The following is an 11,925-nucleotide window of genomic DNA, read 5'->3' on the forward strand; positions in this document are numbered from 1 at the left end:
ATGGCGGTGGTCACCAACATCGATGCTGACCACATGGAAACCTATGGCCACGACTTGGCCAAACTCAAAGCGGCATTTGTGGAGTTTTTGCACCGGATGCCGTTTTACGGCACGGCCATCGTTTGCTCAGATGATCCTGGTGTGCAGTCTATTGTGGAGGCCATTGCCCGCCCAGTGACCACCTACGGCCTGCGCGAAGGTGCGCAAGTCCGTGCGGTCGACGTGCGTGCCGAAAACGGGCGCATGCATTTCACGGTCCAGCGCCGTAACGGCGTGACCCTGCCGGATATGCCCGTTGTGTTGAACTTGCCTGGTGAGCACAACGTGCTCAATGCCTTGGCCGCGATCGCGGTGGCCGTGGAGCTGGGCGTGGATGATGCGGCGGTGCAAAGCGCATTGGCCCACTTCAAGGGCGTCGGTCGGCGGTTTCAGCGCTATGGCGATGTGCCCACTGCCGATGGCCAAGGGCAATTCACCGTCATCGACGATTACGGCCACCACCCTGTGGAAATGGCCGCCACGCTGGCTGCAGCCCGTGGGGCATTTCCAGGTCGGCGTTTGGTGTTGGCGTTCCAGCCGCACCGCTACAGCCGCACGCGCGATTGTTTCGAAGACTTTGTCAAAGTCATTGGCCAAGGCTGCGACAGTGTTTTGCTGTCCGAGGTCTATGCCGCAGGCGAGGCGCCGATAGTGGCCGCCGACGGCCGATCGCTGGCCCGAGCGCTGCGGGTGGCAGGCAAAGTCGAGCCGGTGTTTGTGGACCAAATAGCCGACATGCCACAAGTTGTGATGGACAACGCACGCGATGGCGATGTGCTCATCTGCATGGGTGCGGGCTCGATCGGTGCCACCCCCGCACAGGTGGTGGCATGGGCCACACAAAACCGACCCAATGGGGTGGCCGCATGAACCAGCAAGACATGCAGCAGGCGCAGCAAAACCTGGCCGACCTGGGCAAGGTGGCGGTGCTGATGGGCGGGCGCTCGGCAGAGCGCGAGGTGTCGCTGATGTCGGGGCAGGGCGTGCTCCAGGCCTTGGTGGATGCCGGCGTGAACGCCCAGGCATTTGATCCAGCGCAGCGCGATTTGAGCGAACTCAAGCGCGACGGTTTCACACGGTGCTTCATCGCACTGCACGGGCGTTACGGCGAGGACGGCACCGTGCAAGGCGCACTGGAGTTGCTCGGCGTGCCCTATACCGGTTCGGGCGTGATGGCGTCGAGCATGGCCATGGACAAGGTGATGACCAAACGGGTCTGGCAGGCCGAGGGCTTGCCCACGCCGCGCCATGTGTTGGTGCACCCCTCGCAAATCGACACGGTGTCGGCGCAAGACCTGGTGGCCAAGCTGGGTTTGCCGCTCATTGTGAAGCCCGCTCGCGAAGGCTCGTCCATTGGCGTGACCAAGGTGCAGCATACGCAAGACCTGCGCGCCGCATTGCTGGCCGCGGCAGCGTGCGACCACGACATTTTGTGCGAGCAGTGCATTGTGGGCGACGAGGTGACTTGCCCGGTGCTGGGCGCGGGTGATGAGGCTCGCGCCTTGCCCGTGATCCGCATCGTCGCACCGGACGGCAACTACGACTACCAAAACAAATACTTCACCGACGACACCCAGTACCTGGTGCCCAGTGGTTTGTCTGCCACCGAAGAAGCCGCGATCCAGGCGCTGGTGGTCAAGGCCTACCAAGTGCTCGGCTGTAGAGGCTGGGGCCGCATCGACGTCATGATCGACGGTGCCACACGCCAGCCCTATTTGCTCGAGATCAACACCTCCCCCGGCATGACAAGCCATTCACTGGTGCCCATGTCGGCAGCGGCCGATGGCATGGACTACCAGGCGCTGTGCGTGCATTTGCTGGCCGATGCCGCACTGGATTACAGGGAGTCCGCGCCTTGAAAAAGCCCATGCCCTTGCCCGCCGATGTCCGCCTCATGCACATGGCCACAGCTTCGCTGGTGGTGGTGTTCATGGCGTTGGCCTTGGCAGGCTCGGCGGGTTGGTTGCTGCGGCATCCGGCCTTTGCATTGCAAGCCATCACGGTGCAAGGTGAGGTCGATCGCAACAATGCCTTCACCTTCCGCACGCAAGTGTTGCCCAAACTGCAAGGTAATTTCTTCAGCATCGACTTGGACCAGACGCGGCAAGCCTTTGAGTCCGTGCCATGGGTCCGCATGGCGATCGTGCACCGCGATTTCCCCAACCAATTGCGCACTGTGTTGTTGGAACACCAACCCATTGCCATTTGGGGCGATGAGGGGGCCAACACCATGGTCAATGAACAAGGGCAAGTGTTTGAGGCCAGTTTGGAAGATGTGGACGCCGAGCGCTTGCCGCGGATGAAGGGTCCGGATGACGAGTCGTTGGAAGTGGCCCGCATGTACTTGGCCTTGAACCCTCGTTTTCAGGATTTGGACATGGCCATCGAGATGATCGAGTTGACGCCACGCGGCAGTTGGCGTGTCGAAACAAAAAATGGCGCACGGGTCGAGCTGGGCCGTGGCACGGCCACGGAACTGACGCAAAAGCTGACAGTGTTTTTGACAACGTTGTCGCAGGTGGCCGCGAGTTACCAGCGAACACCAACCGCGCTGATCAGCGCCGATTTACGGCACAAAAATGGCTATGCCCTGCGTTTGCAGGGCGTGACGACGGTGGAATCAAGCAAAAAGAACAAGCTTTGAGTGATCAAGGTGCAGAAATCAAACGGAAACGGTGGTTGACATGGCAAAAGAGTACAAAGATCTGGTGATCGGATTGGACATCGGGACCTCCAAAGTGATGGCCGTGGTGGCCGAGGTCATGCCGGATGGCGCGCTCAAGATCGCAGGTCTGGGCATTGCCTCAGGCAATGGCCTCAAGCGGGGTGTGGTGGTCAACATCGATGCCACCGTGCAAAGCATCCAGCAGGCCTTGAAAGAGGCCGAGCTGATGGCCGATTGCAAGATCACGCGAGTCAACTGCGGGATCACCGGCAGCCACATACGTGGCATCAACTCCAGCGGCATGGTGGCCATCAAAGACAAAGAGGTCAGCCAGGCCGATTTGGCCCGGGTGATGGAGACGGCGCGTGCCATCAATATTTCCAGTGACCAGCGTTTGCTGTTGGTGGCCCCCCAGGAGTTTGTGATCGATGGGCAGGAAGTCAAAGAGCCGATCGGCATGAGCGGCATGCGCCTGGAGGCCAAGGTGCACATCGTGACCGGCGCCCAAAGCGCGGCAGAAAACATCATCAAGTGCGTGCGCCGCTGCGGCCTTGAGGTAGACCAGTTGCTGCTCAACCCCCAATCGTCGAGCTTGGCGGTGTTGTCTGCCGACGAGCGCGAATTGGGCGTGGTGTGCGTGGACATTGGCGCAGGCACCACCGATGTGGCGATCTTTGCCAATGGCTCCATCCGCCACACCGCCGTGATCCCGATTGCCGGCGACCTGATCACCAGCGACATCGCCATGGCTTTGCGCACACCTACCAAAGATGCCGAAGACATCAAGGTCGAGAGCGGTTACGCCAAACAGTTGCTGGCCGACCCCGATGCACAAGTCGAGGTGCCGGGTCTGGGCGACAGAGGCCCTCGCATGCTGAGCCGCCAAGCGCTGGCCGGCGTGATCGAACCACGCATTGAAGAAATATTCTCGCTGGTGCACCAAGTCATCCGCGAATCGGGCTACGAAGAAGTGCTGTCCTCGGGCATTGTGCTGACCGGTGGCAGTGCGGTGATGCCGGGCATGGTCGAGTTGGGCGAAGACATCTTCCTCAAACCCGTGCGCCGGGGCTTGCCCAAGTATTCGGGTGGCCTTGCCGACATGGTCAGCCAACCCCGTGCAGCCACCGTGATGGGTTTGCTCGAAGAGGCCCGTTTGGCTCGCCTGCGAGGCTACAAGGTTACCCAAAAGAAGAGTTCGGTGAACAACGCTTTTGGCCGTTTCAAAGACTTCATTGTGGGGAACTTCTGATGAACTGGAAAAAAATATTTCTGGCCCGCGGCAGTCCCCCTGAATCCATCCCAATACGATGTTGATCAAGTTCAAAAAAACAAATTCCAACGATTCCAGGCAACTGCATATTTTTAAATTGAGGATAAAACCATGACCATCGAAATGATCCAAACCGAAGAGTTCAACCAAGGCACCCAGATCAAAGTGATCGGTGTGGGCGGTGGCGGCGGTAACGCCGTCGAGCACATGATCGAGCGCCAAGTGCAAGGTGTTGAATTCATCTGCGCCAACACCGACGCCCAGGCCTTGGCCCGCAGCGCGGCCCACCGTTTTGTGCAACTGGGTCAAACCGGTCTGGGCGCTGGCAGCAAGCCGGACAAAGGCCGTGAAGCCGCCGAAATCGCCGAGGCCGACATCCGCTCCGCCATCGAAGGTGCGCACATGTTGTTCATCACCGCCGGTATGGGGGGTGGCACTGGCACTGGCGCGGCCCCGGTCATTGCCAAAATCGCCAAAGAGATGGGCATTCTCACCGTCGGTGTCGTCACCAAGCCTTTCGACTTTGAAGGCAAGCGCCGCATGTCCAATGCCGACGAAGGCATGAAAGAGCTTGAAGCCAATGTCGACTCCTTGATTGTGGTGTTGAACGAAAAGTTGCTGGAGTTGCCAGGCGGCGAAGACATGACCCAAGACGAGGCCTTCTCGCACGCCAATGACGTGCTGAAAAACGCCGTCGGCGGCATTGCCGAAATCATCAACGTGCCTGGCCATGTGAACGTCGACTTTGAAGACGTCCGCACAGTGATGGGTGAACCCGGCAAAGCCATGATGGGCACCGCTGCTGCCAGCGGCCCAGACCGCGCTCGCATTGCTGCAGAGCAGGCCGTGGCTTGCCCCTTGCTCGAAGGTGTTGACCTCAAAGGTGCCCGTGGTGTGTTGGTGCTGATCAGCGCAGCCAAAGGTTCTTTGAAACTGTCTGAATCCAAGCAAGCCATGAACACCATCCGCGACTGCGCATCGGAAGAAGCCCATGTCATTTACGGCACTGCGTATGACGAAAGTCTGGGCGACCAGATCCGCGTGACCGTGGTGGCCACAGGTTTGGCCAAAGCAGGCGCGGTTCGTCCAGAACTGAAAGTGCTGCGCACCGGCACCGACAACGCCCCCTTCATGATGGGTGGACAAGACGCCGTGGCTGCCCCGATGGGCGCAGCAAGCACGATGGGCAGTGGCATGAACACGCCAGCCGTTTGGCGCAGCAGCCGCACCCACGCTGCAGCGCGTGTGGACGGCATGGCCAACGCGGGTATGGACGACATCGAGATCCCAGCCTTCTTGCGCAAGCAGGCCGATTGATCGATTGATCGCTTGATCGGTTCGGACCGACGATGAAAAGCCAGACGGGCACAAGCAGCCCGTCTGGCTTTTTCACGTTTGGCTTGCGCCTGCCACAAGTCTGGACGGCAGCGCTGTTCGCTGGACGGCCCGTGCCCATGTGCATGCCCATGTACATGCAAATGTGCATGTCCATTCATACGCCCAGGCAATGCCTTTTGAAGACAGGCCCAAGCCAGCCCAATTAAAATGCCGAGATGCTCGCCCAACGCACCCTGAAAACCCTGACCCAAGCCGTTGGCGTGGGCCTGCACAGTGGCCAGCGGGTCGAATTGACCCTGCGCCCTGCTGCGCCCGACACCGGCATTGTGTTCCGCCGCATCGACCTGCCCGAGCCGGTAGAAATTCCCGTCAGGGCCGAATCGGTCACCGATACGCGGCTGGCCTCCACCATCTCGGTCGGCCAAGCCAAGGTCTTCACCGTAGAGCACCTGATGTCGGCCTGCGCCGGTCTGGGCATCGACAACCTGTATGTGGACATCACCGCCGAAGAAGTGCCCATTTTGGATGGCTCGGCCTCGTCGTTTGTGTTTTTGCTGCAAAGCGCGGGCATCGTCGAGCAAAACGCGCCCAAGCGGTTTTTGCGCGTGCTCAAAACCGTTCAAGTCAGTGAAGGCGAGGGGGCCAACATCAAATGGGCCAAATTGGAGCCTTACCACGGCTACAAACTCAGTTTTGAGATCGATTTCCGCCACCCCGCCGTCGACTCGACCGGTCAGCAGGTGGTGTTTGACATGTCCGAGGGCGTTTACTCGCGTGATATCGCGCGCGCCCGCACCTTTGGCTTCACCAAAGACGTGGAAATGATGCGCGCCAACGGACTGGCCTTGGGCGGTGGCCTGGACAACGCCATCGTCATGGACGACTACAAGGTGCTCAACGCCGACGGTCTGCGCTACGACGACGAATTCGTCAAACACAAAATCCTGGACGCCATGGGCGACCTGTACAACGTGGGCAAACCTTTGTTGGCCGCCTACAGCGCCTTCCGCTCGGGCCATGCCATGAACAACCAGCTGCTGCGCGAACTGCTGTCCCAGCCCGACGCTTATGAGGTTGTGACCTTTGACAAGTCCAGCCAGGCGCCCAAAGGTTTTGCTGCCTTGCAGCCGGCTTGGTGAGGCCTAACGGGAGCGCGGCGCTGCGCGCATCATGAGGTGGGTGATTTTTGAGGCCACAGCACGCAGGCAATCGACAACATCATCAAGCCCACCGCTGCCCAGTCCTGCCAGTGCAAGACCTCTCCCAGCCACAACGCACCACTGAACACCCCCAATACCGGAATCAGCATCACGCTCAGGGTGGAGGCCACTGGTGGCAAACTGCGCGCCAGGTAAAACCAAGCAGCATGCGCAAAGCCGAACACCAGGACCGCGTTGAAGGCGATCGCCAGCCCATTGTTGACCGATGGCGTCACCCACCGGTCGGCCTCAAACACCAGAGCCAGCAAGGACATGACCCCCGTGGTCAAAAAGGTCATCCAAAAAGAAATCGTCAAGGTGGACACAGGCAACTGGGTGCGGCGCAACAACTGTGTGCCCAAAGCCCAAGCACTGGCTGCACCCAGTGCCAAAAGCACACCCGCAGGGCGACCGCTCAAGTTGGACAGCTCGTGCCACAGCAGCAAAATCACGCCCAAACTGGCGGCCGCCACGCCGCCCCAAGCCCGCTTGGCCAATTGGTTGCCAAAAAACAAGCCGCCCAGCACGGCAGAAAAAATTGGCATCGTGTAACCCAAAATGGCCGCCCTGCCACTGGACAAGATGGCCACCGCCATGATGATCAGGGCTTGCCAAATGAACATGTTGAAAACCGCCAACAGCAACACCTCTGGCCAATGGCGGCGCTCAACCCGAAAGGGCACCTTCATTGCCACCAAAGCCAAGCCCAAAATGGGGGTGCCCAACCACAAACATATGGCCCTGAACGTCAGCGGGGGGAAGCCCGTGACCCCCATTTTCATGACAGGCCAATTCAAGCCCCACACCAAGGTGAGCAAAACCAGCAAGGACCATTGAAGCGGGGTGAGTTTGTGCATGGGGCGCATCTTAGACGGGCGGAGCACCCCGGGCTGCGGCGTGTGTGACACCCCTTAAAATCTCCGGCATGACCTTCCTCGACATGCTGCGCGCCGCCGAGCGCCAAAACGGCTCCATGCTTTGCGTGGGCCTGGACCCCGAACCCACCAAATTCCCGGACCGCTACAAAGGCGACGCCAACAAAATCTACGACTTTTGCGCCCGCATCGTGGACGCCACGGCCGACCTGGTCAGCAGCTTCAAGCCGCAAATTGCTTACTTTGCCGCGCACCGCGCCGAAGGCCAGCTTGAACGCCTGATGGAACACATGCGCCGCGTGGCCCCGCATGTGCCCATCATTTTGGACGCCAAGCGCGGCGACATTGGCAGCACCGCCGAGCAATACGCCAAAGAAGCGTTTGAGCGCTACGGTGCCGACGCCGTGACCCTGTCCCCCTTCATGGGCTGGGACTCGGTGGCCCCCTACCTCAAGTACGAAGGCAAAGGCGCATTTTTGCTCTGCCGCACTTCCAACCCCGGCGGTGACGACCTGCAAAACCAGCGCCTGGCATCGGTGGAGGGTCAGCCCCGCTTGTACGAGCATGTGGCCAAACTGGCCCAAGGCCCGTGGAACCTGAATGGCCAGCTGGGCCTGGTGGTGGGTGCCACCTACCCGGCCGAGATTGAGCGCGTGCGCGAACTCGCCCCTACGCTCCCCTTGCTTATTCCGGGTGTGGGCGCACAAGGCGGCGACGCCGTGGCCACCGTCAAGGCCGGCTGGCGTGCTAATGCCGATGGCTCCAGCGCTGGGGCCATCATCGTTAATTCGTCGCGTGCGGTGCTCTATGCATCGAGCGGGGAAGACTTTGAACAAGCTGCGCGGCGCGTGGCCATGCAGACGCGGGACACGCTGGAAGCGGCCAAGGCCAGCTGAAGTCAGGGCAAGCCTGGGTGCTCTGAAATGCATTGACGCAGCCCTGCGTTGATACGTGTCTGTCAGTCATAGCCGCTTGCTGGTATGTCAACACCCCCGTGCACCAAACCATCCTCGCGCTGTCACCAAAATGCACCCCTGCAACACGGTGTTCGGTGCAGAATGGGTTTTTTGATTTCAGGCAGACCATCCTATGCAACCATTCCACTTGGCTTTTCCCGTCACCTCTTTGGCCAAGGCCAGAGCGTTTTATGGTGATCTTTTGGGGTGCTCAGAAGGCCGCTCCAGTGAGCACTGGATCGACTTCAATTTTTACGGCCACCAAATCGTGGCGCACCTGAGCCCTTCAGAGGCCGGTCACCACAACACCAGCGCGGTCGATGGCGACAACGTGCCTGTGCGTCACTTTGGTTTGGTGATGGAGATGGGCCAGTGGGAGGCCATGGCCGACAAGCTCAAAAAAGCGGGCACCTCATTTGTCATTGAGCCGCACATCCGCTTCAAGGGTGAGGTGGGCGAACAGGCCACCATGTTCTTCCTGGACCCTTGCGGCAATGCGGTGGAGTTCAAGGCCTTTGCCAACCCCGAAAGCCTTTTCGCCAAGTAAACCGCAGCGCCTTTTTCAGGGCTTCAACGACTGCATCACCCGGGCGATGCAGTCGTTTGTTTTGGCAGCGTCAATCCAGCGCATGATGCAGACCAGCTCCAGCACGGGATCGACCCAGGTGATGGAGGAGCCCGCGCCCATGGCAAACCAGGATGTGCGGGGCGCGTCTTTGAACAGCGCGCCATCTTTGTTGAGCCAAATCAGGTAGCCGTAATAGGGCGCGATGTCGCAGGGCTGCTGCATCATCTGCAGCCATTCCTTGGACAAAATTTGTTGGCCCTTGAACTGGCCTTGCCCCATGAGCATCAGGCCAATGAGCGCTTGGTCCATGGCCGAGATGGACACGCCGCCGCCCCAGTGGCTGCCGCCTGGCACCGACATCATGCGTTGGCCGTTGACCTCGGTCCAGCCTTGCTCGTAGCCCAACCATTGAAACGTGTCCGCGCAGCCCAGCGGTTGTCGGAAGAATTCTTCAAACACCTCGGGCAGTGGGCGCTTGAACAAGTGCAACAAGGCCAATGACAGTTGGTTGATGCGCACGTCGTTGTACTCAAACCGCGAGCCCGGCTCGCCCAGTGGCCGGGCATCGCCTTTGGTGCCGTCGGCTTGCCCAGTTTGGTAAGGCAGCCAACGGTAGCGGTCGACTTGTTCGGGAATGCCCAAGCAAGTGCCTTCCCATTCGCTGGTTTGCTGCAGCAAATGGTGCCATGTGATGCGCGAGAGCCGATCGCCCTCAAAGCCAATGCCGGGGCATTGCTGAACCACGGGGGTGTGGACGTCTTGGATCAGCCCTTGATCAAACGCCAGACCGGCCAGCAAGGCCAGGTAGGTTTTGGCCACACTGAAAGTCAGGTCGGCTTTGTGGGGCTCGCCCCATTGCGCCAACAGCTGGTGTTGATGAAACAAAACCCCAGACACCGGCCCACGCCCATGGACCGGACCATACAAGCGGTTGTAGGGCGGAGGGTCCACAGCGTGGATGCCCCAAGGCGGTGAGGTGTCACGCGACCAAGGTGTTTCGCATGATTGGATGAATTCAAGGGTTGATTCAAGTGAGGGGTTCATGTGGATGCTCGCTTCAATGAAGGGGTGTTGTTTGGGTGGCCTTTATGGGGCCGGCCCCATGAAGATTGAATTGAAACGGTGTTGGTCAGCCATGTGTTTGATTTTTGTGGGAGCCCACCCTGTGGGCGATGGTTTGCAGGGTGAAGCTGAGGGCGTGTGCCACACCCATCGCCCACAGGGGTGGGCTCCTACAAGAGTCTTCGCTTGCTGGTGATCCAAAACTACAAGAGGGTGGATGAATAGTCCTGAGCAGCTTTTGCCGTCTGCTGCGCTTTGTAGACCAGTTTGCGCGCCATGCTCCAGCGGTGCACTTCGCTCGGGCCGTCGTAGATGCGGAAGGCGCGCATGTCCATGAAGATGCGCATGACGGGCGTCTCGGCTGTGACGCCCTGGCCCCCCAAAATTTGCACGCAGCGGTCCACGACGCGCCACTCGGCTTCGGAGCAGGCCACTTTGGCGCGGCTCGATTCGAAGCCGCCTTTTTGGCCTTGGTCGAGCAGCCAAGCGGTGTGCCAGATGTGCAGGCGGGCGGTGTGCAGGTCGATGTCGTTGTCGGCCAGCATGAAGCCCACGCCTTCGTGTTCGGCCAGTGGTTTGCCAAAAGCATGGCGGCGGCTGGCGTAGTCGAGCGCAATGTCGTGTGCGCGCCGCGCCTGCCCCAGCCAGCGCATGCAGTGCGTCAGCCGGGCCGGTGCGAGCCGAATCTGCGCGTAGCGAAAGCCTTGGCCCACTTCGCCCAGCACGTCGGTGGCTGGCACGCGCACGTTGTCAAAACGCAGCACGCCGTGGCCGCCTGTGAAGCAGCTGTCCATCGCGTCCATGCTGCGCTCCAACGTGATGCCCGCTTTGTCCATGTCGGTCAAAAACATGGTGGCTGTGCCGTCTTCCATGCGCGCCATGACGATGACGTAATCCGCCCCGCCTGCCCCGGTGATGAACCATTTGACGCCGTTGATCAGGTAATCGTCGCCATCGCGCACGGCGGTAGTTTTGAGCATCGACGGATCTGCGCCCGCACCGGGGTCAGGCTCGGTCATGGCAAAGCACGAGCGCGTGAGGCCCGCCACCTGTGGGCGCAGCCAGCGCTCTTTTTGTGCCGGGGTAGCCACTTCTTCCATCAGGTGGATGTTGCCTTCGTCGGGGGCGTGAATGTTGAGCGCGGTGGGCCCCAGGTTGGAGTAACCGGCCTCTTCAAACACCACCGCTTTGGCGATGTGGCTCAGGCCCAGGCCTCCCATTTCAATCGAGGCGTGCGGGGTGAGCAAGCCCGCTGCGCGTGCGCGCGCCACCAGCTCGCGGCGCAAATCTTCGGACGGGCCGTGCAGGCCGTGGCGAGGGTCGCCCTCCAAAGGGATTACCTGTTCGGCAATGAACTGCCGCGTGCGCTCACGCAGTGCCTGCAATTCGGGGGAGATGTCAAAGTTCATGCTCGCGTTTCTCAAGTCGTTGATCAGTGTTTATGGGGATGATTGGAAAGCCTGCGTCGGCCAAGCCCTGTCCGGCCTGTGACTGGGTGTCGCCCGGGTGTCTGCGCCCTGGCCCTTGTTGATCCGCCTTGTGATGTTTGCATCGGTGTGTGAATGGCAGACATCCCCCGTCGGACCTGAAGGCGCCGACCTACAAAAAGATGTACTGCACGGTTTGCGCTGAAGGCTTTGAGGGACGAATCTATCAGCTGCACTGTCATGTGTGTGGCATGCGCGCATTCAGGGGAGTGCTAGTCTGCACCACATGGGTGAGGGCCATGGCCATAACCCCAAACCATGCAAGGACACGTCATGAAGCTTTACACCGCACACCGCGCCCCCAGCCCCCGCCGGGTGCTGATGTTTTTGATCGAGAAAAACATCACCGGCATCGAGATGGTCAACATGGACCTGAACGGCGGCGAGCACCGCTCGCCCGAATACCTGGCCAAAAGCCCGTTGGCCAAAGTGCCTGCGCTGGAGCTGGAGGATGGCCGCGTGATCA

General features: G+C 60.3%; 12 protein-coding genes. 9 read left to right on the forward strand and 3 right to left on the reverse strand.

Annotated features, from left to right (window positions below; translation table 11 throughout):
* The 6 genes from Q0341_RS04755 to lpxC all read left to right on the forward strand — a co-directional run.
* Window positions 1-909, forward strand: a 909-nt coding sequence (locus Q0341_RS04755) for a Mur ligase family protein (RefSeq protein ID WP_299510920.1), incomplete at its 5' end; no start/stop codon positions are given.
* On the forward strand, window positions 906-1,898 hold the full coding sequence (locus Q0341_RS04760; protein WP_299510921.1) for a D-alanine--D-alanine ligase: 993 nt from the start codon (window positions 906-908) through the stop codon (window positions 1,896-1,898). The genes Q0341_RS04755 and Q0341_RS04760, both read left to right, overlap by 4 nt.
* A complete protein-coding gene (locus Q0341_RS04765; RefSeq protein WP_299510922.1) occupies window positions 1,895-2,683 on the forward strand; it encodes a cell division protein FtsQ/DivIB in 789 nt (262 codons plus the stop codon). The genes Q0341_RS04760 and Q0341_RS04765 overlap by 4 nt, the downstream gene beginning before the upstream one ends.
* 40 nt (window positions 2,684-2,723) lie before the next feature.
* Entirely contained in the window at window positions 2,724-3,953 is a 1,230-nt protein-coding gene (ftsA, locus tag Q0341_RS04770) for a cell division protein FtsA (RefSeq protein ID WP_299510923.1), read from the forward strand.
* Window positions 3,954-4,085: 132 nt separating this feature from the next.
* The gene (ftsZ, locus tag Q0341_RS04775; protein WP_299510924.1) at window positions 4,086-5,291 is read left to right on the forward strand and encodes a cell division protein FtsZ; all 1,206 of its coding nucleotides are present in this window, start codon (window positions 4,086-4,088) and stop codon (window positions 5,289-5,291) included.
* 236 nt (window positions 5,292-5,527) lie between these two features.
* Entirely contained in the window at window positions 5,528-6,451 is a 924-nt protein-coding gene (lpxC, locus tag Q0341_RS04780; protein ID WP_299510925.1) for a UDP-3-O-acyl-N-acetylglucosamine deacetylase, read from the forward strand.
* A 29-nt stretch (window positions 6,452-6,480) separates the two neighbouring features.
* Here lpxC and Q0341_RS04785 read toward each other — a convergent pair whose 3' ends face one another.
* A complete protein-coding gene (locus Q0341_RS04785) occupies window positions 6,481-7,368 on the reverse strand; it encodes a DMT family transporter (protein WP_299510926.1) in 888 nt (295 codons plus the stop codon).
* A 68-nt stretch (window positions 7,369-7,436) separates the two neighbouring features.
* Here Q0341_RS04785 and pyrF point away from each other — a divergent pair, with 68 nt between their 5' ends.
* Window positions 7,437-8,282 (forward strand): orotidine-5'-phosphate decarboxylase, encoded by an 846-nt coding sequence (gene pyrF / locus Q0341_RS04790; protein ID WP_299510927.1) that lies wholly within the window; start codon window positions 7,437-7,439, stop codon window positions 8,280-8,282.
* A gap of 193 nt (window positions 8,283-8,475) precedes the next feature.
* Window positions 8,476-8,889, forward strand: coding sequence for a VOC family protein (locus Q0341_RS04795; RefSeq protein WP_299510928.1), 414 nt, complete (start codon window positions 8,476-8,478; stop codon window positions 8,887-8,889).
* Between the two features lie 15 nt (window positions 8,890-8,904).
* Here Q0341_RS04795 and Q0341_RS04800 read toward each other — a convergent pair whose 3' ends face one another.
* Together Q0341_RS04800 and Q0341_RS04805 are read right to left on the reverse strand one after the other, a co-directional pair.
* Entirely contained in the window at window positions 8,905-9,954 is a 1,050-nt protein-coding gene (locus Q0341_RS04800; protein ID WP_299510929.1) for a serine hydrolase, read from the reverse strand.
* Between the two features lie 221 nt (window positions 9,955-10,175).
* Entirely contained in the window at window positions 10,176-11,381 is a 1,206-nt protein-coding gene (locus tag Q0341_RS04805; RefSeq protein WP_299510930.1) for an acyl-CoA dehydrogenase family protein, read from the reverse strand.
* A 351-nt stretch (window positions 11,382-11,732) separates the two neighbouring features.
* Between Q0341_RS04805 and Q0341_RS04810 the strand changes: the two genes are divergently transcribed.
* On the forward strand, window positions 11,733-11,925 hold a 193-nt coding region (locus Q0341_RS04810), incomplete at its 3' end, for a glutathione S-transferase N-terminal domain-containing protein (RefSeq protein ID WP_299510932.1).

The sequence above is a fragment of the uncultured Limnohabitans sp. genome, from assembly GCF_937889215.1.
Classification (GTDB): Bacteria; Pseudomonadota; Gammaproteobacteria; order Burkholderiales; family Burkholderiaceae_C; genus Limnohabitans_A.

Coding starts and splice junctions, on each gene's coding strand:
- Q0341_RS04760 (WP_299510921.1), top strand. CDS start 906: ATGAACCAGCAAGACATGCAGCAGGCGCAGCAAAACCTGGCCGACCTG.
- ftsA (WP_299510923.1), top strand. CDS start 2,724: ATGGCAAAAGAGTACAAAGATCTGGTGATCGGATTGGACATCGGGACC.
- ftsZ (WP_299510924.1), top strand. CDS start 4,086: ATGACCATCGAAATGATCCAAACCGAAGAGTTCAACCAAGGCACCCAG.
- lpxC (WP_299510925.1), top strand. CDS start 5,528: ATGCTCGCCCAACGCACCCTGAAAACCCTGACCCAAGCCGTTGGCGTG.
- Q0341_RS04785 (WP_299510926.1), bottom strand. CDS start 7,368: ATGCACAAACTCACCCCGCTTCAATGGTCCTTGCTGGTTTTGCTCACC.
- pyrF (WP_299510927.1), top strand. CDS start 7,437: ATGACCTTCCTCGACATGCTGCGCGCCGCCGAGCGCCAAAACGGCTCC.
- Q0341_RS04795 (WP_299510928.1), top strand. CDS start 8,476: ATGCAACCATTCCACTTGGCTTTTCCCGTCACCTCTTTGGCCAAGGCC.
- Q0341_RS04800 (WP_299510929.1), bottom strand. CDS start 9,954: ATGAACCCCTCACTTGAATCAACCCTTGAATTCATCCAATCATGCGAA.
- Q0341_RS04805 (WP_299510930.1), bottom strand. CDS start 11,381: ATGAACTTTGACATCTCCCCCGAATTGCAGGCACTGCGTGAGCGCACG.